The following is a 22271-nucleotide window of genomic DNA, read 5'->3' on the forward strand; positions in this document are numbered from 1 at the left end:
CGAAACGGTACGGGCGTGCTTGTCGGTGGGCCGGTGCACACTGAATCCATGGCCCAGTTCTCCCGCGCGACCCAAGAGTGGTTCGACGGCGCGTTCCCCGCGCCGACCTCCGCTCAGCTGGGGGCCTGGAAGGCCATCGCGGCGGGCGAGCACACGTTGGTCGTCGCGCCTACCGGCTCCGGGAAGACGCTCTCGGCGTTCCTCTGGGCGATAGACCAGCTCGCCGCACGGGAGCAGCGGCCCAAGCGCGCGGGCACCGCGGTGCTGTACGTGTCCCCGCTCAAGGCGCTCGCGGTGGACGTGGAACGCAACCTGCGGGCCCCGCTGGTCGGCGTCACGCAGACCGCCAAGCGCCTGGGCCTCGAGCCGCCGGAGATCACCGTGGGAGTTCGTTCCGGCGACACCAGCGCGTCCGACCGGCGGTCCATGCTGCGCACCCCGCCGGACATCCTGATCACCACGCCGGAGTCGCTGTTCCTGATGCTGACCTCGGCCGCCAGGGAAACACTGCGGGACGTGGGCACGGTGATCGTGGACGAGGTGCACGCGATCGCCGGTTCCAAGCGCGGTGCGCATCTGGCGCTGTCCCTGGCCCGGCTCGATCTGCTGACCGATCGGCCCGCCCAGCGCATCGGGCTGTCGGCGACCGTGCGGCCACCGGAGGAGGTCGGGCGGTTCCTGGTCGGCAACGCGCCGATCACCCTGGTCGCGCCGCCCGCGCCGAAGACATTCGACCTGTCGGTGCGGGTGCCGGTCGCGGACATGACCGAGCCGGGCGATTCCGACCAGCCGGGCTCGATCTGGCCGCACGTGGACGAGGCCATCGTCGACCTGGTGCTACAGCACCGGTCCTCGATCGTGTTCGCGAACTCCCGCAGGCTGGCCGAGCGGCTCACCGCCCGGCTCAACGAGGCCTACGCGGCGCGGCTCGGCGAGCCGGTGGAAACCGAGCACGTGCCGCCCGCCCAGCTCGGCCCGTCCACCGAGGTGAACCACGGCGCCGGGCCCCTGCTGGCGCGCGCGCACCACGGCTCGGTCAGCAAGGAGCAGCGGGCGCTGATCGAGGACGATCTCAAGAGCGGGCGGCTGCGCTGCGTCGTCGCGACCAGCAGCCTGGAACTGGGCATCGACATGGGCGCGGTCGACCTGGTGGTCCAGGTGGAGGCGCCGCCCTCGGTGGCCAGCGGATTGCAGCGGATCGGGCGGGCCGGGCATCAGGTCGGGGAGATCTCGCGCGGTGTGATCTTCCCGAAGCACCGCACCGATGTCATCCACTGCGCGGTGGCGTCGCAGCGGATGACCGCCGGGCAGATAGAAGCGATCCAGATTCCGGCGCACCCGCTGGACATCCTCGCGCAGCAGACCGTCGCCGCGTGCGCGCTGGACCCGATCGATGTCGACGAATGGTTCGAGATCGTACGCGGCACCGGCAGTTACGCGTCGCTGCCGCGCTCGGCCTACGAGTCGGTACTCGACCTGCTCTCCGGGCGGTATCCGTCCGACGAGTTCGCCGAGTTGCGTCCCAGGCTGGTGTGGGATCGCGACGCGGGCACGCTCACCGGTCGGCCCGGCGCGCAACGGCTGGCCGTGACCTCGGGCGGAGCGATACCCGATCGCGGCATGTTCGCGGTGTACATGGTCGGCGAGAAGGCGTCTCGGGTAGGGGAGCTCGACGAGGAGATGGTCTACGAGTCACGCGTCGGCGACGTGTTCGCGCTCGGGGCGACGAGCTGGCGGATCGAGGAGATCACCTTCGATCGGGTGCTGGTGACGCCCGCGTTCGGGCAGCCTGGGCGTTTGCCGTTCTGGCACGGCGACGGGCTCGGACGGCCCGCCGAACTCGGCGCGGCGCTCGGCGAGTTCGTGCGCGCTGTCGCGCAGGACCGTGCCACCGGATCGGCCGCGAGCACCGGGAAGACGGCACGGCGGGCCGGCAGCGCACCGCCTGCCGCGTCGAAGCGGCGAGCGCGACACGACGGCGCCGAGCCGGCCGGGCGCGAGCTCGGCGCGTCCGGCGTTCCGATGGCGGGCCACGTCGCGGAGATCATGCGATCCGCCGGTCTCGACGACAACGCGACCGCCAATCTGCTCACGCTGCTGGACGAACAGCGCACCGCGACCGGGCATCTGCCCACCGACCGCACCTTGGTGGTGGAGCGGTTCCGCGACGAGCTCGGCGACTGGCGTCTGGTACTGCACTCCCCCTTCGGTCTCCCCGTGCACGCCCCTTGGGCGCTGGCCGTCGGCGCACGGTTGCGGGAACGGTTCGGCGTCGACGCCGCGCCGAACGCCTCCGACGACGGCATCGTCGTGCGGCTGCCCGACACCACCGACGATCCGCCCGGCGCCGAGCTGTTCGTCTTCGAGTCCGACGAGATCGACGACATCGTCACCGAGCAGGTGGGCGGCTCGGCGCTGTTCGCCTCCCGGTTCCGCGAATGCGCGGCGCGTGCGTTGCTGCTGCCGCGCCGCGACCCGGGCAAGCGAGCCCCGCTGTGGCAGCAGCGGCAGCGCTCGGCCCAGTTGCTCGACGTGGCGCGCAAATTCCCCGAGTTCCCGATCCTGCTGGAGACGGTGCGCGAGTGCCTGCGCGACGTCTACGACCTGCCGTCGCTGCGCGACCTGCTCGGCCGGGTGGGGCGGCGTCAGATCCGGCTGGTCGAGGTGGAGACAGCGACGCCGTCACCGTTCGCCAACGCTTTGCTGTTCGACTACATCGGGCAATTCATGTACGACGGCGACAGCCCGCTGGCCGAGCGGCGCGCGGCCGCGCTGTCGCTCGATTCCGGGCTGCTGGCCGAACTGCTCGGCCGAGTCGAACTGCGCGAACTGCTCGACGCCGCGGTCATGGAGCAGACCGAGCGGGAGCTGCAGCGGCTCACCCCGGAGCGGCACGCGCGGGACGCCGAGGGCTTGGCGGATCTGCTGCGCCTGCTCGGGCCGCTCACCGCCGCCGAAGCCGCCGAGCGCTGCGACGATGACCCCACCGCCTGGTTCGAGAGCCTGGCGGCCGCACGGCGGGCGCTGGAGGTGTCGTTCGCGGGCCGCAGCTGGTGGGTCGCGGTGGAGGACGCGGCCCGGTTGCGCGACGCGCTCGGGGTTCCGCTGCCGATCGGCACGCCGTCGGCGTTCATCGAGCCGGTGGCCGATCCGCTCGGCGATCTGGTGGGCCGCTACGCCCGCACGCACGGCCCGTTCGCCACGGAGGCGGTGGCGGCCCGTTTCGGGCTCGGCACCGCGGTGGCCGCGACCGCCCTGCTTCGGCTGAGCGCCGAGAAACGGGTGGTGGAAGGGGAATTCACCCCCGGAGCGGGCGGGGCGGAATGGTGTGACGCGCAGGTGCTGCGCCGGTTGCGCCGCCGGTCGCTCGCTGCGGCCCGGCACGAGGTCGAACCGGTCTCGACCGCCGCGCTCGGACGTTTCCTCCCGGCCTGGCAGCACATCGGCAGCGGCGAGCTGCGCGGCGTCGACGGTGTGGCGGCCGTCGTGGAACAGCTCGCGGGTGTGCCGATTCCCGCCTCCGCCTGGGAGTCGCTCGTCCTGCCCGCGCGGGTGCCCGACTACACCCCCGCCATGCTCGACGAACTCATGGCGACCGGCGAGGTGATCTGGTCCGGGCACGGCGCCATCACCGCCAAGGACGGCTGGATCGCTCTGCATCCGGCCGAGCAGGCGCCGTTCACTCTGGCCCCACCGGACGAGATCGACCTCACCGACGTTCAGCTGCGCTTGCTCACCGCGCTGGGCGCGACCTTCGTGCCGTGGTCGCCGCCCGCTGCCGCCCACGCCGTGCGCGCTCCGGTGCCGTTGGACGAGCCCGACTCCCCCGCCGGCAGCGCGTTCGACGGACGCGGCACCGACGGGCGATCCACCGCACCGAGTGCGTCCGGGCCGGACAACGGCCGCCGCTCACCGGCCGACGCGGAACCTGTCGGCTCCGGCGCTCCCGCGGAGCGGTTGATACCCGTTCCGCAGGGCGGCGGCGCGTATTTCTTCCGGCAACTCTCCGACGCCACCGGCCTGCTCGACGACGCCGCCGTAGCCTCCGCACTGTGGGAACTGGTTTGGGCAGGACTGGTTTCCGGTGACACGTTCGCGCCCGTGCGGGCGCTGCTGTCCGGCACCACCCGCACCACCACGGCCCATCGCACGCCCCGGCGCGCGCCGCGGGGGCGGGCCTACCTGCCCCGGCCGAGCATGCCCACCCGTTCCGGTCCGCCCTCGGTCGCCGGACGATGGTCGCTGCTGCCGGAGCGCGTCTCGGACAACACGGTGCGCGCGCACGCGACCGCGGATCTGCTTCTGGAGCGGTACGGGGTGCTGACCAGGGGCTCGGTGCAGAACGAGGGCGTGCCGGGCGGATTCGCGCTGATGTATCGGGTGCTCACCGAGTTCGAGGACCGCGGCCGTTGCCGTCGCGGCTATTTCGTCGACTCGCTCGGCGGCGCCCAGTTCTCCACCACCGACGTGGTGGACCGGTTGCGCTCCTTCGACGCCGAACGCGCTCGTCCCGAGTCCAGGCAGCCGACCGGCACGGTGCTGGCGCTGGCCGCGTCCGATCCCGCGAACCCGTACGGCGCCGCGCTGGCCTGGCCGAAGAGCGACGTCGAGGGCGGCCACCGCCCTGGCCGCAAGGCCGGAGCGCTGGTCGTGCTGGTCGACGGCGAACTGGTTCTGTATCTCGAGCGAGGCGGCAAGACCCTGCTCACGTTCACCGAGGACCCGGATGCCCGCCGGGCCGCCGCCGGAGCGCTCGCCGACCTGGTCCGGCGCCGCCGGGTGGACTCGCTGGTCATCGACCGCGTGAACGGAGACACCGTGCACGGCAACACCTTCGCCGGTTTCCTCATCGAAGCGGGCTTCTCCGCCACCCCGCGCGGACTCCGCCTCCGGAGCCGCCCGTGAACAGTGGGACCTGGGTGAAAGCGAGCCGAAGCGCATTCGGCCCCTTGGGTGGCCCCGTCAGCACAACGGGGTCGCATGCCTGAGGGTGACACCGTCTTCCTGGCCGCCAAAAGGCTTCGCGCCGCTTTGGCGGGAAAGGAACTGACGCGCAGCGATTTCCGGGTGCCGCGATACGCCACGGTCGATCTGCGCGGGCAAGTGGTCGAAAGCGTCGGCAGCTACGGGAAGCACCTTTTCATCCGCACACCCACCGTGAGCGTGCACACGCACTTGAAGATGGAGGGCAGCTGGCGCGTGTTCCACTGCGGACAGCGCTGGACCAGACCTCGTGTGGCCGCACGAGTCGTGTTGAGCACCGCGGAGGTCGAAGCCGTCGGCTTCTCGCTGGGCACCGTCGAGGTGGTCCGAGTGCGCGACGAGCACCGCGTCGTCGACCATCTCGGACCGGACCTGCTCGGGCCCGAATGGGATGCGGCCGAAGCCGTCCGGCGACTGGAACGGTATCCGGATCAACCCATCGGCGTCGCCCTGCTCGACCAGCGCAATCTGGCCGGCATCGGCAACGTCTTCCGCAGCGAGGTCTGTTTCCTGCGCCGCGTGCACCCCGCCACCAGGGTGGGGGACGTCCCCGATCTGCTGGCGATGGTCAACGAGGCACACCGCATCCTGACCGAAGCGGTCGAGCGGCCCCCGCGACGGCCGCTGGCCTACGGCCGCACGCACCGGCCGTGCCAGCGCTGCGGCACACCGCTGGTCGCCGACCTGCTCGGCGACACCGCACCGGATTACGACCGCGTGGTGCAGCGGGAACGCGGCATCTTCTTCTGTCCGCACTGCCAGCCCGCCCCGGCGGGCTGATCCGCGGGCACCATGAGCGACCCACGGCGATACGTGGTGATCGGCGGCGGCCTGGCCGGGCTCGCCTCGGCGGTCTGCCCGGCGGAGGCAGGCAAGGTGGTCGACGCGCTGCGCACGCTGTTCGGCGCGCATCCCGACGCGAATCCGCTGGAGCGCGTGCGCGCGGCGATCGCACCACCGTCCGGCTCGGCCCGCAGGGCCTGAACCACCCGCCGACCTGCCCGACATCACCACCGAGCAATGGTTCGACCGGGTCGGCGTGCCCGCCGAAGCACATGAGGCGCTGTGGGATCGGCTGGCGCCAGCGGACCTCGGTCCCCGGCTTGGTACTCGCCGGCGACTGGACCGCCATCGACCGGTTGGCGACGATGGAAAGCGCGGTGCCCAGCGCCGCGCGGGCGGTCGAGCTCCTGCTCGAGCTACCTTCGTCTGCGTGACCACGGATCGCTCCACGGCCGAGCGCGCGACCACCGAGGCCGCGCGGCCGAGGCGCCGGATGTCCGCCGCCGACCGCCGTACCCAGCTGCTGGACGTGGCGCGCGACATCGTGGCCACCGAGGGCTTCGGCGCGGTGAGCATCGATCGGGTGGCTCGCGAGGCGCGGGTCGCCCGCGCGCTGGTGTATCAGCAGTTCACCGACCTGTCCGGGCTGACGTCGGCGCTGCTGGATCGCGAGTCGGCCATCGCGTTCGCCGGTGTGCGCAGCGTCGACTGGGAGCACGGTGACGTGGACCGGGTCGGCCGCGGCATCCTCGCCTACCTGCACGCCGCGCCGACGAGCTGGCGCATCGTCCTCAGCCCGTTCGACGGCGGGCCGCCCGAGTTGCGCGAGCGGCTCGCACTTCGCCGCGCCTACGCCCGCGCGATCGGCGCGCGGCATCTGTCCCGCTATCTCGGGACCACCGTGGATCCGAACGGTCCGACGGAGCGGATCCTGTTGGCCGCCATGGAGGAATTGGCCCGGCTGCACCTCGTCGATCCGGTCGAGTACCCGGACGAGCTGGTGCTGCGCTATCTGCGCTCACTGGTCGATTGGGCGATGCGCGTCGAGGCCCCCGCCGGCGAGGAGTGATCGGAGAGACGGCCCGGTCGCGCAGCTCAGCCCTCGGACGGCACCGGTTCCAGGATCTCCGCGCGGGGCTCCGGGGCTGCGATGCGCAAGGCGTCGGCGGAGGCGTCGTCCGGCTGCGTCTGCGAATGGATCTCAGCGTCGACCCGCGCCCGATAGGTCCCGACCTCCCGGTCGATCTCCTCCTCGTCCCAGCCCAGAATGGGCGCGACCAGCTGAGCCACCTGCTCGGCGCAGTTGCTGCCGCGATGCGGGTACTCGATCGAGATCCGGGTCCGCCGGGCCAGGATGTCATCGAGATGCAGAGCGCCCTCGGCCGCCGCCGCGTAGACCGCCTCCACCTGCAGATAGGACGGGGCGTCCGTAATGGGTTGCAGGAGTTCCGGTTTGTCCGCGGCGAAGGCCATGACGTCCGCGATGAGCGAGCCGTACCGATCCAGCAGATGCTTGACCCGGTAGGGGTGCACCCCGTAGGTCTCGGCCAGCTGCACCGTCTGGTTGACCAGCGCGAAATAGCCGTCGGCGCCGAGCAGCGGCACCTTCGCCGTGATCGACGGCGAGACCCGGGCCGGAATGTCCTGCGCCGCCTCGTCCACCGCGTCCATGGCCATCACCCGATAGGTGGTGTACTTGCCGCCCGCGATGCCGACGAGGCCCGGTGCCACCCGGGCGACGGCGTGCTCGCGTGACAGCTTGGAGGTCTCGTCGCTCTCCCCGGCCAGCAGCGGGCGCAAACCCGCGTACACGCCGTCGATGTCTCCCGGCGTGAGCGGCGTGACGAGGACCTCGTTCACCCGTTCCAGCAGGTAGTCGATATCCGCCTTGGTCGCGGCCGGATGCGCGAGGTCGAGATTCCACTCGGTGTCGGTCGTGCCGATGATCCAGTGCGCACCCCACGGGATGACGAACAGCACCGAGGTCGCGGTGCGCAGAATGATCGCGGTGTCGCTGACGATCCGATCGCGCGGCACCACGATATGCACGCCTTTGGAGGCCCGCACGTGGAACCGGCCGCGCTGATGCGACAGAGCCTGCACCTCGTCGGTCCACACGCCGGTCGCGTTGATCACCACATGGCCACGGACCTCGCCGTTGCGCCCGTCCTCGGTGTCGCGCACCTTCACGCCGATCACCCGGTCGGCCTCTCGCACGAACCCCACGACCTGGGTGGACGTGCGGATCACCGCGCCGTAGTGCGCGGCCGTGCGGGCCACCGTCATGGTGTGCCGCGCGTCGTCGACAACGGTGTCGTAATAGCTGACACCGCCGATCAGCGAGTCGCGCCGCAACCCCGGCGCCAGCCGCAATGCCCCCGCGCGACTCAGATGACTTTGGCCCGGAACGCTTTTGGATCCACCCATGGTGTCGTAGAGCACGAGGCCGGCGGCCACGTACGGACGCTCCCACACGCGATTGGTCAGGGGGTACAGAAACCGCAGCGGCTTGACCAGGTGCGGCGCCAGGGTGGACAGCGTGAGCTCGCGTTCCCGCAGCGCCTCGCGCACCAGCCCGAACTCCAACTGTTCGAGGTACCGCAGCCCGCCGTGGAACATTTTGGACGACCGGCTGGAAGTCCCGGACGCGAAATCCCGGGCCTCGACCAAGGCCACCTGCAAACCCCTGGTCGCCGCGTCCAGCGCGATACCGGCCCCGACCACGCCACCGCCGACGACGACCACATCGAAATGATCCTTGCCGAAGCGCTCCCAGGCCGCCCTGCGCTGCTCCGGGCCGAGGAACTGCGAATCCGGTTTATTGGCCATGCTCGACTCCTCCAGCCGACGCGGATGTGTCCGATCGAGCGTTCAGGTCCAGGCTAGGCGAACCGCCGCGGATCGACCGCCCGCGCCCCGGCCCGTGTCGCCCCTACCTACCCGTCGGTAACAAGACCACCCTAACCGAGCCGCGAGTCATCGCGCACAGCTCAGTGAGGCACCCGACACCGGGTCGCGCCCCGTCGGACGCGGCCGCCGGAGATCACCCGGTCGCTTTCGCCGGTCGCGGCGGCGCAGTCATGACGAGAGCCTCGGGTATGGCGTCGAACGTCTGGCGCACACGAGTTGTGAGCGAGGCCGTTTCGGGGTTGTCGGCGCAGGCGCTCCAGACATCGAGGGCGCAGTGGAACGCGGCGACGACGATGTCGAGCGCGAGGCGGGGGCGCTGATCGACACGAGGATCGATGTCGAAGCGTTCCCGTAGAACCTCCAGGGCCTCGCCGACCGTCCGAGCGCAGAATTGCAGGTTGTTCGCGCCCATCGAGGGCGTGGACTGCGCGAGACGGTGACTGCGTGCGGCACGGTCTGCCCAGCCGTCCGCGGGCATCCGATCCAGGGCCGCCAGCAGGCTGTCCTGCAGTGTCCGTTGCAGCGATCCGGTGTCCGTGGCGCGGTGGGCCAGGTCCGCGAGGAACTCGACCCACAGTTGCCGCAGCGGCGCCATCGCGACGTCTTCCTTGCTGGTGAAGTTGCGGAAGAAGGTGCGCTTGGACACGTCGACAGCGTCGCACAGCTCATCGAGCGTGACGTTGTCGAAACCGCGGTCGGTGAACAGGTGCAGAGCAGTGTCGACGAAAGCCTGCCGAGTGCGCTGCTTCTTGCGTTCACGCAGCGGCAGGCGATCGATCGCGGCTTCGGTCATGAACCGAGCATAGCGCTCTAGCGCTTCTGAGTAGCTATCGCCACTTGACATCATTTGCCACTAAGCGGCAATTTGGGATGCACCGCCGGGCGACCGGTGACATAGCCTCCCTGCATTCGAAAGGCGTTGTGGCATGCGCGCATTGGTTGTCGACCGCTCCGCCCCCTCCGGTTTGCGTCTCGGGGAGGTAGCAGATCCGGAGCCCACGCCGCATCAGGCGGTGGTGCGCGTGCATGCGACCTCACTCAACGATGGAGAGCTCCGCTACGTGCTCGCCGATGCACCCGAAGGTTCCGTACTGGGCTGGGATGCGGCGGGCATCGTGGAGCGGGCGGCCGCCGACGGCTCCGGCCCGCCGGTCGGGACGCCGGTGGTCACGCTGGGCTGGACCGGGGCTTGGGCGGAATTGCGTGCGGTCGACACGGATCTCGTCGGCACGATTCCGGCAGGCGCGGACCTGGCGGCGATCAGCACCGTTCCGGTCGCGGGAGCGAGCGCGCTGCGGTCCTTACATCGACTCGGCCCCATTCTGGGGCGGCGCGTGCTGATCACCGGAGCGACCGGCGGCACCGGCCGCTACGCGGTCCAGCTCGCCCGTCTCGGTGGAGCACACGTCATCGCATCGACCGGCGATCCGGCCACGCACGCGCACAGTTTGCGCGACCTCGGCGCGGCCGAGGTGATCAGCGGTCCCGCCAACCTACGATCCCCGGTCGACGGCGTGATCGACTTGGTAGGCGGTAGTCAACTCGTCGACGCCTACCAGCGTTTGTCCGAGGGCGGCACCGTGGTCGCCGTCGGGCACGCCGCCGGCGCCGAGGAGACGTTCCCCTTCGGAACGTTCTTCGGTGATCGGGGACGCCACGACCGGTCGATCACCACGTTCTTCCTGCTGGCATGCGCGAATCTCGGCCCGGATCTGACCTGGCTGGCCGAACAGGTCGCGACCGGGACCTTGGACCCGAACATCGCCTGGCGAGGGGATTGGACTCGGATCGGTGAAGCCGCCCACGCCTTGCTTTCCCGCCGCCTGCATGGCAAGGCAGTGCTGGAACTGCGCTGAGTCACGCGGGCCCGGCTCGCGTTCGCACGGCCGCCGCGTACACGACGAAGCGCAAGCAACGGGCACCGCAACCCCGAAACGGAGTGCTATGGGCCGCAGCACTCCGCCCCCGACCCGCCCACCACACCCCAACCCCGGTTTCGAGCGAAGCGAGACCGAGCATCGCCCGTTCGCGGCCCGGCTCGCGTTTGCGCGGCCGCCGCGTACGCGACGAAGGAGCAAGCGGCGGTCGCGCAAACGCGAGCCATAAAGGGGCCGCGAACACCCAGCGCCGCAGGCGCTGGAAAATTTACACTGCACGGATGCGTCGTTATGTGGCCGCCATCGACCAGGGCACGACATCGAGTCGGTGCATCGTCTTCGACCGGCAGGGACGTGTCGTCGGCGTCGCCCAGCGCGAGCACGAGCAGATCTTCCCGCGGCCGGGTTGGGTGGAGCACGATGCCGAAACCATTTGGCGCGATACCGCATTCGTGCTCGGTGACGTGCTCGAACGCAGCGGTCTCGGCGCTGACGACATCGCCGCGGTGGGCGTCACGAATCAGCGGGAGACGACCGTGGTGTGGGATCGCGCGACCGGCCGCCCGGTATACAACGCGATCGTCTGGCAGGACACCCGCACCGACCGGCTGTGCGCCGAACTGGGCGGCGACGCCGGTCCGGCCCGCTACCAGGACCGGACCGGCCTCCCGCTGTCCACCTATTTCGCGGGCCCGAAGCTGCGCTGGATCCTGGACAACGTGCCCGGTGTGCGGGAGCGCGCGGAGGCGGGTGAGCTGTGCTTCGGCACGGTGGACAGCTGGGTGCTGTGGAATCTGACCGGCGAGCACATCACCGATGTGACCAATGCCTCCCGCACCATGCTGCTGGATCTGCGCTCGCTGCAGTGGGATTCGGAGATCTGCGCGGAGTTCGGCGTGCCGGAGTCGATGTTGCCGCAGGTGCGCAGTTCCTCGGAGGTCTACGCGCCGATCGCGTCCGGGCCGCTGGCGGGGGTGCCGGTCGCGGGCATCCTGGGCGACCAGCAGGCCGCCACCTTCGGCCAGGCGTGCCTGTCGCCCGGCGAGGCCAAGAACACTTACGGCACCGGCAATTTCATGCTGCTCAACACCGGAACCACGCCGGTGTTCAGCAAGCACGGCCTGCTCACCACGGTGTGTTACCGCCTCGGCGACGCCGATGCGGTGTACGCCCTGGAGGGGTCCATCGCGGTCACCGGCTCGCTGGTGCAGTGGTTCCGCGACAACCTCGGCATCATCTCCGCCGCCGACGAGATCGAGCCGCTGGCCCGCAGCGTCGACGACAACGGCGGCGCTTACATCGTGCCCGCTTTCTCCGGGTTGTTCGCGCCCCGCTGGCGTCCCGACGCGCGCGGCGTGATCGCGGGGCTGACCCGCTTCGTCACCAAGGCCCATCTGGCGCGGGCGGTGCTGGAGTCGACCGCTTTCCAGACCCGCGAGGTGGTCGACGCGATGCGCGCGGACGCCGAGTCCCAGCGGCTCGGCCTGGAGCTGACAACGCTGAAGGTGGACGGCGGCATGGTCTGCAACGACCTGCTCATGCAGTTCCAATCCGACATCCTGGACGTGCCCGTCGTGCGTCCCGTGGTCAACGAGACCACCGCCCTCGGCGCGGCGTACGCGGCCGGGCTCGCCGTCGGGTACTGGTCGGGCACCGACGACATCCGGGACAACTGGGCCGCCGACAAGACCTGGCACCCGACCATGTCGGCCGCCGACCGGGACGAGCGCTTCGCCGCGTGGAACAAGGCGGTCGAACGCACCTACGGCTGGGTGGACTGACGGGGGCCTCCGCCGGCGGTGTCGCGCCGGGCGGTTACCGCCGTCGACCCTGGTGCGGCCGAATCGACCGGAACAGGCACCAGTCACCGACCGGCAGTGACGCGCGCCGAGGAACCGCGCCCACGATCATCCGCCTATCGCATGCCCCAAGCGCGAGACCGCCTCTCGGAGGGTCGCCTCCTCGGAGGTGGTGAAGCACAGCCGCATCGAGTTCCGATGGTCCCCGGAGACCGCGAACGCGTCGCCGGGAACGTAGGCGACGCCGAGATCGATCGCGTGGGGTAACAGGTCCACGGTGTCCGTCCCGTCGGTGAAGTCGACCCACACGAACATGCCGCCCGCCGCGTCGGTACTCACCAGCCGGTCACCGAAACGCGCACGCAGCTCGTCCACCAGGACGCGCGCTCGCGCTCCGTAGACGCGCCGGATCTCCTCCACTTGCGCGCCCAGCCAATCCGTGTCGGCGAGCAGATCGGCGGCGATCTGTTGGGTGAGCGCCGAACCGCACAGGTCCGCGCCTTGCTTCAGCAGCTCCACGCCCCGGCACACCGCGTCGGGCGCGGTCATCCAGCCCACCCGCAAGGTCGGCGCCAGGATCTTCGACACGCTCGACAGCCGGATCACGTTGGCCGAATACGTCGCGATGGGCTCCGGCGACGGCCGCTCGAACCACAGCTCACCGTAGGGATCGTCTTCGATCACCCAGAATCCGTACCGATCGGCCAGTCCGGCGAGCTCCCGACGTCGCCGCGGGCTCATGGTGACCCCGCGCGGGTTGTGGAAATTGCTCACCGTATGCACCAGCGCGGGCCGCTCGCCACGAGCGAGCAACTCGGCCAGGGCGTCGACCCGCATGCCCTCGGCGTCCAACGGCACCGTCACGATGCGCGAACCGGCGGCCCGGAACACCTGCAAGGCGCCGACGTAGGCCGGATCCTCGACCACGACCAGCGCACCTGGATCCACCAGCACCTCGGCGAGCAGCGACAACGCCTGCTGCGACCCGTGGGTGACGAACACCTCCTCGAGCGGCACCGGCCGCCCCAGCCGCACGGTCTCCCGTGCCGCGAGCACGTCACGCAGCGGGCCCCAGCCCGCCGATTCGGTGTACTGCAGACGCGCGCGGTCCGCGAGCGCCGCCTCGGCGGCCTGCGCGATCCGGTCCCGCGGCATCAACTGCTCGTCGGGCAAGCCGCCCGCCAGGCTGATCACGTCGTCGCGGGCGGCCACCTTCAGCAGGTCCCGAATCGCCGAACTCGTCAGGCCGTCGAGACGCCGGGCCAGCGGTGGAGTGATCGCCGACATGAAACCTCCCGAAAGGACGCCACGGTACGCGAGTCCTCACTGTTTCACATCGTCTACCAGAATATGAAATTCCATTCTCAATATATGAGACACCGCGCCCGCCTTCCGGGGGCGGAGACCATGTCACCTCGGGCGGTCGGAGCAGACTCAATCGATCAGGTAGATGAGCGTCCGCCCGTCCATGTTCACGGTCGTGATCACCGGGAAGTACTGGGCCTCGGTGCCGTCGGGACGGCGCTCGGTGATCTCGACGTTGAAGCGATCGGCGGAGATCTCCGCGATCCGCAGGCAATAGCCGGTGCCCTGCGGGATGTGCTGGTCGATGGTCTTCTGCAGGTCGGCAGGGGGCTCGACGTTCGCGCCCGGCACCACGAACGTATGGGCGCGATCTGCGCTGCGCTCGGAATAGTACGCATGCTCGAAGCCCAGGATCGCCCGGATCCCACTGCTCGTATCACCGGGACCGTTGCCGAAGGTGACCTTTCCCTCGGTGCGGGTCGGACAGTCCATCGCGACGGCGGTGGTGGTGCCCGAAGCAGCCGGGCCGTCATCGCTGCCGCTGGAGACCACGATGGTCACGGTCAGCGCGACCAGCGCCACCACTGCCGCGAGCGTTCCCAGCACGACCCAGCGCCGCGAGGAGCTGCGCCGCGCGGGCGGGGGCGTCTCGGGAATGCGCAGCGCGAGCCGCATGGCGATCGGGTCCTCGGCCCAGGACAAGCCCGACCCCGAGGGCGGCGGCGGCTTCGGAACGCCGCCTTCCTGCGTCGGCCGGTTCCACCAGGAGTCCTTCTCGCCGTCCGTGGACTTCGGGCCCGCGCCCTCCGCGGCGGGGGGCGCGGGTTGGGCAGGCGCGGGCGGTGCGGACGGCCGTTCTTCGTAGACCGTCGAATCCGGCGCGCGAAACTGCGGGGGCGGTACCGGGGTCGTCTCCGGTTCACCTACCGGGCGCCAGGTGAGCTCGGTGTGGTCGGTCGACTGCTGCGGCACCTGCCAGCCGGGGCCGGCGTCCGGGGCCATCGGCGGACCGAATTCCGCTACCGGCGGGCCGAATTCGGAAATCGGCGGCCCGAACTCCCCCACTGGCGGACCGAACGCCGAACCGGACTGATCGGATTCGTTCTCCCTCGCAGAACCCTCGGAAGTCACACCCAATCCTTTCCCAGGACACACAAGTGGGGCGGCCGCGAACGACCGCCCCACCCGTCGAACAGCACGTGTCAGTACTGGAGTGAACCACCCCACTGGGTGGTGACACCACCCACGTCGACGGTCTGCGGAGCGAAATCGCCCGGCTGAAGCGGAAGCTTAACCTGTGCGGCGGCCTCCAGGGCGGCCGCGCCGCCCGGCTGCTCCCGGATCCAGTCCTCGACCGCGGCCTTGGCCTGGTTCAGCTGGGTGGTGTCGAACACGGCGGTGGTGTTGTTCGAGGCCAAGCCCTCGCCACCGGTGTAAGTGGTCAGCTTGACCGTGTTCTTGTCGACGAACTCCACCGAGACACCCGCTTCACCAGCGCCGGTCGGCGTGCGGTAGCCGATGGTGCCGACGTAACCGGCCTCGTTGCTGAAGTGGTGGGTGTTGGCCACGTGGCCCGGCAGGATGGTGCCGCCGTCGATGTTCGCGCCGATCTCCGCGTGCGGACCGGTCATCTCCACGACGGGCGCGGCCGGGGCCGCCTCCATCCGCGGCGCCTGCCAGCGCGGCTGCGCCTGCGGCTGCACCAGCGTGGAGCTCTCCGGCTGGCGCGCCTGAGCGTTGTCGTTGTCGTTCTGCGTGCCAGGCTGCGGAGTGGTCTGCTGGCCGGGCTGCGGCGCGGACTGCTGACCCGGCTGCGGCGCGGACTGGTCCGGCACGACCGCGGGCTGCGGGTCGCTCGGCTTCTGCTGACCGGGAACCGGCAGCGGCGCGACGCGCGGCGGGGTCACACCCGGCTGGGTCGGCTTCGCCAGCTTCGGATCCTTCTGGTCCGGCGCGGCGTGGTCCGACTCGGGGGTGGTGACGCCGGGCTGGCTCGGCGTGGGCTTGCTCTCCGGCTTCTGCGGATCCTGCTTGGACTCCGGCTTGTTCGGCTCCGGCTGCGTGGTCTCCGGGGTACTCGGCGACTCGTTCACGCCCGGCTGCGTCGGAGCAGGCGTCGGCGGAGTGGTCGGATCGTTGGGAGCCGCCCCCGCCGGCGCAGCGAAGAGAGTGGCCACTGCAGCCGCTGTGGCCAGAGGCAACGAGGTGCTCGCCATCGCTCGCTGCGCCCGACTCGGCTTACGATGTTTCACTTTTCGCAATTCCCTTCCCGGGTGCGACCGGACCGGCCGCATGCAGTTGTCCCTGGGTGAGACGCCTGATCGTCGAACGACCCGGGCCGTTCGTTCGTGCCGATTTGGAAAGGACCCATCCCCCCACACCGAACTCCGCGACCGTCCTTCGATCGCATCTCTGCCGAGAGTGAACCACATGTGCGCACGATGGGCAACGCGGCGAATAGCCAAGGCTGGCAAGAGCGCCCGCATCCCCTGCGCGTCCCGCGCTCACCGGGCGTGATGTCCTGGATCGGACACGGCACGGCAGACGCCGAACCGAGGTCAGTCCAAATCGTCGTGCCGCATCAGCAAACGCGCCGCCTCGGTCACCGAACCGGTGAGCGACGGGTACACCGAGAAGGTCTGGGCCAGGTCGTTGACCGTCAGATTGTTCTGCACCGCAAGCGCGATCGGCAAGATCAGCTCCGAGGCGATCGGCGCGACGACGACGCCGCCGATCACCACACCGGTCGCCGGACGGCAGAAGATCTTGACGAAACCGCGTCGCAGCCCGGACATCTTGGCGCGCGGGTTCGTGTTCAGCGGCAGCATCACCGTGCGCGCGGGGACCTCGCCGTTGTCGATCGCCGTCTGGCTGACGCCGACGGTCGCGATCTCCGGCCGGGTGAACACCGCGGAGGCGACGGTCTTCAGGCGGATCGGGCTGACGCCCTCGCCGAGCGCGTGGTACATGGCGATGCGTCCCTGCATCGCGGCCACCGAGGCCAGCGGCAGCAGCCCGGTGCAGTCGCCCGCGGCGTAGATGCCGGGCACCGACGTGCGCGACACCCGGTCCACCCGGAGGTAACCGCCGCGGTCGAGTTCGATGCCGACCCGCTCCAGCCCCAGGTTCGCGGTGTTGGGCGTCGAGCCGACCGTCATCAGCGCGTGCGAGCCGGACACGGTACGCCCGTCGGACAGCTTCACCACGATGCCGTCGGCGGTGCGCTCCACCGCGTCCGCGCGCGCGTGCTTGACCAGCTCCACGCCGCGTTCGGCGAGCGCGTCCTCCAGCACGAGCGCCGCGTCGGCGTCCTCGCCCGGCAGCACGCGGTCGCGGCTGGAGACCAGCTTCACCCGCACGCCCATCTCGGTGTAGGCCGAGACGAATTCCGCACCCGTCACACCGGAACCGACCACGACCAGGGTCTCCGGCAGTTCCTCCAGGTCGTAGAGCTGACGCCAGTTGAGGATGCGCTCACCGTCCGGCTCCGCACCCGGCAGCACGCGCGGGCTCGCGCCGGTGGCGATCAGCACGACCTCGGCCTCGATGGTCTGCTGCGCGCCGTCGGCGAGCTTGGCCAGCACCCGGTGCGCGGCCAGGCCGCTGCCGCGGTCGATCAGCTCGCCGTATCCGGCCAGCACGGTCACCCCGACGGTCTGCAGCTTCGAGCGGATGTCGGAGGACTGCGCCAGCGCCAGCGCCTTGACGCGCGCGTTCACCTCCGGCAGCTGCACCTGCGCCTGATTCGGGTCGAGTGTGATCCCCAGATCGCGAGCGCGGCGCAGGTCGGTGCGCACGCCGGTCGAGGCGATGAAGGTCTTCGAGGGAACGCAATCCCACAGCACGCACGCCCCGCCGATCCCGTCGGAGTCGATCAGCGTCACCGACGCGCCGTGCTGGGCCGCCACCAGGGCCGCCTCATAGCCGGCCGGTCCGCCACCGATGATCGCGATGCGGGTCATTGATACCTCCGCTCGTGCTTCGCGCCGGGATCTCCGGCACGCGTCAACGTTATCCGGCAACCACCTCGCACCATCGACCGCGTTACCGGTGCGCAACGGTTCCCCGCCGCGCGCCGCGCCGCAGGTGCGGCAATCGAACGCGGTCGGCGAAGATTATTGGCTACCCTTTGCTGGTGCCGATCTATGCCGCCTATGGGTCCAACATGGACTCGACGCAGATGCTCGAGCGCTGTCCGCACTCCCCCATGTCCGGGACGGGCTGGTTGGAGGGCTGGCGGCTCACCTTCGCCGGTGACGATATCGGCTGGGAAGGGCCTCTCGCGACGGTCGTCGAGGATCCCGGTTCCCGGGTGTTCGTCGTGCTCTACGACGTGTCCCCGGAGGACGAGCAGCGGCTGGACCGCTGGGAGGGCTCGGACTTCGGTATCCACAAGAAGATCCGCCTGCGGGTGACCCGCAACGCCGACGGCGGCGACCCCACGCTGGCCTGGCTCTACGTGCTGGACGCGTACGAGGGTGGCCTGCCCTCGGCCCGCTACCTCGGAGTGATCGCCGACGCCGCCGAAAAAGCGGGCGCCCCAGAGGATTACGTGCACGCCCTACGTACCCGCAACAGCCGCAACGTCGGCCCGGGCAACTTCGGCTGACCGCGCGGCTCACCGCAACGCCGGCGGCACGGCCGTACCCGCTGGGTCGGCCATGCCGTCGGCGCACGGCCGCCCCCGTCGAATGCGAGGCCATCGAGCGAGCACCGTTCGCGGTGCCGCAGGCGCTGGAATCAGGCCGAGCCCGCGTCGAGCACGAGATTGCTCAGCACCCGGACGCCGACCGCGAGCGCCCGCTCATCGATGTCGAAAGTCGGCTGGTGCAGATCCAGCTGCTCGCCCTCACCGGACCAGACGCCCAGGCGCGCCATCGCGCCGGGCACCTCCTCCAGGTACCAGGAGAAGTCCTCGCCGCCGCCGGACTGCGGGGTGTCGGCCAGCGCGTCGGGGCCGAGCGCGCGGATCGCGTCCTCGAAGATGCGGGTGGAATGCTCGTCGTTGACCACCGGCGGCACGCCGCGACGGTAGTTCAACTGGTAGCGCACGCCCGTCGGGGCGAGCAGGCCGTCGACGATCTCCCGCACCATCGGCTCCAGCAACGACCAGGTCGCGTGGTCTCCGGTGCGGATGGTGCCGGTGAGCATGCCGGTTTGCGGGATGGCGTTCGGAGCCTTTCCCGCGCTCACCGCGCCCCACACCATCACGGTGCTGGTGCGCGGGTCGATGCGGCGGCTGAGCAGGCCAGGCAACCCGGTGATGACCGAGCCGATCGCGTAGACCAGGTCGCTGGTCAGGTGCGGTCGCGAGGTGTGACCGCCCGGCGAGTCGAGCACCAGCTCGATCGTGTCGGCGGCGGAGGTGATCGCACCCACCCGGATGCCGACCCGGCCGACCTCGAGGCGCGGGTCGCAGTGCAGCGCGAAGATCCGCTCCACACCCGTCATCGCACCGGCCGCGACCACGTCGATCGCGCCGCCCGGCATGATCTCCTCGGCGGGCTGGAAGACCAGCCGCACACCGACCGGCAGCTGCGGAACCTCGGCCAACGCCAGCGCGGTGCCGAGCAGGATGGTGGTGTGCGCGTCGTGGCCGCACGCGTGCGACACGCCCGGCACCGTCGAGGCGAAGGGCAGTCCGGTGAACTCTTGCAGGGGCAGCGCGTCCATGTCGGCGCGCAGGCCGATGCGCGGGCCGTCCGGTCCGAGGTCGCAGATCAACCCGGTGCCGCCGGGAAGTACCTGCGGCGTCAGTCCCGCCTTGGTCAGCCACGCCGAGACGAATTCGGTGGTGCCGAACTCGGTCCGGGACAGCTCCGGATTGGCGTGGATATGCCTGCGCCACTGAACGAGATCGACCGTGTGATCGGCCAGCCAGGACTCCACCGCTGCTCGCCCGGATCCCCGGGTCTCCGACGCTGCGGAGCTGCCGGGGCCTTCCATGGCCACACGGATGCCCAGTGCCGGGCCCGTAGCCGGCGCCGCCGAACGGCCGGTTGTGCTCACCGAATGTCCTCCTGTCGTTGAACTAGCCGTTGCAACAACCTGTCTCTATGGATGTCATCGCGGGCGACGGCGATTGCGGTACGCGCGAGCGCGAGCGCACCGTCGAGGACCGCACGATCCGCCGAGGCGTTGACGCTGGCCGCGGCGAAGCCTGGCTGGTGTGTCACCGCGCCACCGGCATCGATGCCGATGACCGGGTGAATGCCCGGAATGACGTTGGTGACGTTCCCCATGTCGGTGCTGCCCAGCGGCCGCTGCGCCTCGAACTCCGGAGCGAGCGGCACGCGTCCCGATCCGGTGAGCTGCTCGCGATAGACGAGCAGTAACTCCGGATCCGGGGTCAGCTCGGTATACGTCGGCGCGAGCGTCCGGATTTCGTGGGTGCAGCCGGTCGCGAGGGCGCCCGCCTCGAAACAAGCCGACGCTCGTCGCATCAGATCGTCGAGGGATGCGGAGTCGACTGCGCGTAGGTAATACAGCAGTTCCGCACGTCCGGGCACGATGTTGGGAGCTACGCCACCGTCGCCGACTATACCGTGCAGTTGCTGGCCGGGCAGGAGATGTTGCCGCAGCAACCCCAGGGCGACCTGTGCGACGGTGACCGCGTCGCCCGCGTTGCGGCCCTGCTCGGGGGCCGCGCTGGCATGCGCCTCACGCCCGTGGAAGACCACCGACACGTCGGCCAGCGCCAGCGAACGAGCGCCGACGATGTCGAGCGGGCCCGGGTGCACCATCATCGCCATCGCGACGTCGTCGAACACCCCGCGCTCCAGCATGAGCACCTTGCCGCCGCCGCTCTCCTCGGCGGGCGTGCCGAACACCAGCACGGTGAGATCCAGCGCGTCGGCGACCTCGGCGAGTCCGAGCGCCGCGCCCACCGAGGCCGCGGCGATGACGTTGTGCCCGCATGCGTGGCCGATCTCGGGCAGCGCGTCGTATTCGGCGCAGAGACCGACGGTCAGCGCCCCGCTGCCGTAGCGTGCGCGGAAGGCCGTGGGCAGTTCGGCGACCCCGGTTTCGATCTCGAAGCCCCGCTCGGCCAGCGGCGCGATGGTCTTCGCGACGCTGCGGGTCTCCTCGAAGGCCAGCTCCGGCTCGGCGTGAATCGCGTGCGAAAGCCCGATCAGCTCGGCGGACGCCGCGCGGATCGCGGCGTCACTGCGAGCGGCAGCGTCGACCTCACATACGGCGTTGCCGTCGTGTTGCGCTTCCTGGCGCCCGCTGCGCGGTGGTGGCATGCAACACAGTCTCGCACTGTGTTCGATTTGCCGCGCCTTCGGCGCGGCGGGTTCGCGGCCCCCTTGTGGCTCGCGTTTGCGCGACCGCCGCTTGCGACTTCGTCGCGGACGCGGCGGCCACGCAAACGCGCTGCCATCCGTATGCGTCGGCCGCCCGCGATGTATGTCCGATTCGGGATGGCGGTCGCTGGCGACCTTCGCGTGTTCGTCGTGTGCGCTCGATGCGAGTGAGATGCGTTTCTCACTGCATGGTGGACCGGGCGCGCCGGGGTGGCGCGGCGGCTCCTCGCCGACATAGCGGCGCGGTGCGCGAGCGGGGTTGGCCCTCCGCGGTGGCGGTCAGCTCGTGGCGAAGGCCAGGTTTTCCGGGGTGGTCGGGACGGCGAGGCCGGCCAGCGCCTTCGCGTGGAGGGCGCGCTTGATCACCGGGAGGTTGGGCTTGCGGTTGCTCGCCAGTGCGGCTGCGCGCTCGACGGCGGTCGCGAGCAACTCGTCGGCTTCCGCCTTGGCGTCCACGATGCCAGCGGCGATGGCCTCGTCGGCCGGGTAGCGGTGGCCGGTGGTCATCGCCTGCACGCAGACCTGGTTGGTCAGCCGCTCGGTGAGCAAGGCATTCATACCGATGGTGAACGGCATGCCCAAGTGCACCTCGGGCAGGCAGTAGAAGCCGCGGTCGGCGCGCATCACGCGGAAGTCGTGGGAGGTGGCCAGCATGGCGCCCGCTCCGAAGGCATGGCCGTTGATCGCCGCGACCGTCGGCAGCGGGAAGGCGAGCAGGCGGGTGTAGAGCGAGTGCACGCGGTCGAGGTAGCCGTGCATCTTGTCCAGATTGCCGAACAGCCAGTCGGTGTCCAGGCCGTTGCTGAAGAATTTCCCGGTCGCGGTGGTCACCAGCGCCGCAGGCCCCTCGGAGCTCTCGACCTCGTCCAGCAGCCCGTGGAGCGCATCGATCCAGTCCGGGTGGAAACGGTTCTCGCTCTCCGTCTGCCCGTCGCCACCGAGGTAGACGACGAACACTTCCCCTTGGCGTTCCAGATACGGCATGCGGTGCAGCGTAACGGGCCACAGCCGATCCCCTACTCACGGGTAGCACTCTCGTGCCGACACCCTCCCACCGGCCACAATCGCCCTACCACGAGAAGGAGACCAGGAGCGCGAGACTCCCGTGCGAACGACCCGGGTCGAAGCCCGCTCGAACAGCATCCACAGTCCGCAGCCGTCCGAACCACGAGAGAACACCAGCGCCTCTCACGCGCACCGCCAACCCCAGCCCACCCAACGCCCGAGCCGCGATCATCACGCCATCACCAACCCGCAGGACGGTAACCACTGAAACGCGCGCACCATGTCCCGACCTCGCCCCTGAA

At 70.3% G+C, this 22271-nt stretch carries 16 protein-coding genes; 7 read left to right on the plus strand and 9 right to left on the minus strand.

Annotated features, from left to right (window positions below):
• Window positions 1-48 precede the first annotated feature (48 nt).
• From GVY64_RS05445 to GVY64_RS05460, 4 genes are all read left to right on the plus strand, one after another.
• On the plus strand, window positions 49-4905 hold the full coding sequence (locus GVY64_RS05445; RefSeq protein WP_159839416.1) for an ATP-dependent helicase: 4857 nt from the start codon (window positions 49-51) through the stop codon (window positions 4903-4905).
• 75 nt (window positions 4906-4980) lie between these two features.
• Window positions 4981-5763, plus strand: coding sequence for a DNA-formamidopyrimidine glycosylase family protein (locus GVY64_RS05450; protein WP_159839418.1), 783 nt, complete (start codon window positions 4981-4983; stop codon window positions 5761-5763).
• Window positions 5764-5775: 12 nt separating this feature from the next.
• The gene (locus GVY64_RS05455; protein WP_236566646.1) at window positions 5776-5967 is read left to right on the plus strand and encodes a hypothetical protein; all 192 of its coding nucleotides are present in this window, start codon (window positions 5776-5778) and stop codon (window positions 5965-5967) included.
• A gap of 292 nt (window positions 5968-6259) precedes the next feature.
• Window positions 6260-6835, plus strand: a complete 576-nt coding sequence (locus GVY64_RS05460; protein WP_159839691.1) for a TetR/AcrR family transcriptional regulator — start codon at window positions 6260-6262, stop codon at window positions 6833-6835.
• Between the two features lie 26 nt (window positions 6836-6861).
• On the opposite strand, the gene GVY64_RS05465 is transcribed toward GVY64_RS05460, so the two are convergent.
• Window positions 6862-8595, minus strand: a complete 1734-nt coding sequence (locus GVY64_RS05465) for a glycerol-3-phosphate dehydrogenase/oxidase (protein WP_159839420.1) — start codon at window positions 8593-8595, stop codon at window positions 6862-6864.
• Window positions 8596-8809: 214 nt separating this feature from the next.
• On the minus strand, window positions 8810-9469 hold the full coding sequence (locus tag GVY64_RS05470; RefSeq protein WP_159839422.1) for a TetR/AcrR family transcriptional regulator: 660 nt from the start codon (window positions 9467-9469) through the stop codon (window positions 8810-8812).
• Between the two features lie 133 nt (window positions 9470-9602).
• Here GVY64_RS05470 and GVY64_RS05475 point away from each other — a divergent pair, with 133 nt between their 5' ends.
• A complete protein-coding gene (locus tag GVY64_RS05475; RefSeq protein ID WP_159839423.1) occupies window positions 9603-10532 on the plus strand; it encodes a zinc-binding dehydrogenase in 930 nt (309 codons plus the stop codon).
• Between the two features lie 302 nt (window positions 10533-10834).
• Window positions 10835-12334 (plus strand): glycerol kinase GlpK, encoded by a 1500-nt coding sequence (gene glpK / locus GVY64_RS05480; RefSeq protein ID WP_159839425.1) that lies wholly within the window; start codon window positions 10835-10837, stop codon window positions 12332-12334.
• 126 nt (window positions 12335-12460) lie between these two features.
• Here the strand turns inward: glpK and GVY64_RS05485 are convergent, their stop codons facing one another.
• The 4 genes from GVY64_RS05485 to GVY64_RS05500 all read right to left on the minus strand — a co-directional run bounded on the left by GVY64_RS05485 (window position 12461) and on the right by GVY64_RS05500 (window position 17619).
• Entirely contained in the window at window positions 12461-13639 is a 1179-nt protein-coding gene (locus GVY64_RS05485) for an aminotransferase-like domain-containing protein (protein ID WP_159839427.1), read from the minus strand.
• A gap of 147 nt (window positions 13640-13786) precedes the next feature.
• Window positions 13787-14788, minus strand: coding sequence for a hypothetical protein (locus tag GVY64_RS05490; protein WP_159839429.1), 1002 nt, complete (start codon window positions 14786-14788; stop codon window positions 13787-13789).
• A gap of 71 nt (window positions 14789-14859) precedes the next feature.
• On the minus strand, window positions 14860-15750 hold the full coding sequence (locus GVY64_RS05495) for a hypothetical protein (protein ID WP_236566647.1): 891 nt from the start codon (window positions 15748-15750) through the stop codon (window positions 14860-14862).
• 465 nt (window positions 15751-16215) lie between these two features.
• Window positions 16216-17619: an NAD(P)H-quinone dehydrogenase gene (locus tag GVY64_RS05500; RefSeq protein WP_063023136.1), complete on the minus strand. Its 1404-nt coding sequence runs from the start codon at window positions 17617-17619 to the stop codon at window positions 16216-16218.
• A 173-nt stretch (window positions 17620-17792) separates the two neighbouring features.
• Between GVY64_RS05500 and GVY64_RS05505 the strand changes: the two genes are divergently transcribed.
• Window positions 17793-18266 (plus strand): gamma-glutamylcyclotransferase, encoded by a 474-nt coding sequence (locus tag GVY64_RS05505; protein WP_043720454.1) that lies wholly within the window; start codon window positions 17793-17795, stop codon window positions 18264-18266.
• A 131-nt stretch (window positions 18267-18397) separates the two neighbouring features.
• Here GVY64_RS05505 and GVY64_RS05510 read toward each other — a convergent pair whose 3' ends face one another.
• The 3 genes from GVY64_RS05510 to GVY64_RS05520 form a co-directional block, all read right to left on the minus strand.
• The gene (locus tag GVY64_RS05510) at window positions 18398-19603 is read right to left on the minus strand and encodes a M20 family metallopeptidase (protein ID WP_159839692.1); all 1206 of its coding nucleotides are present in this window, start codon (window positions 19601-19603) and stop codon (window positions 18398-18400) included.
• Window positions 19604-19662: 59 nt separating this feature from the next.
• Entirely contained in the window at window positions 19663-20904 is a 1242-nt protein-coding gene (locus GVY64_RS05515) for a M20 family metallopeptidase (RefSeq protein ID WP_159839433.1), read from the minus strand.
• Between the two features lie 339 nt (window positions 20905-21243).
• Window positions 21244-21948 (minus strand): enoyl-CoA hydratase-related protein, encoded by a 705-nt coding sequence (locus tag GVY64_RS05520; RefSeq protein WP_159839435.1) that lies wholly within the window; start codon window positions 21946-21948, stop codon window positions 21244-21246.
• Between the last annotated feature and the right edge of the window lie 323 nt (window positions 21949-22271).

It is taken from the genome of Nocardia sp. CY41, from assembly GCF_009829325.1.
Taxonomy (GTDB): Bacteria; Actinomycetota; Actinomycetes; order Mycobacteriales; family Mycobacteriaceae; genus Nocardia.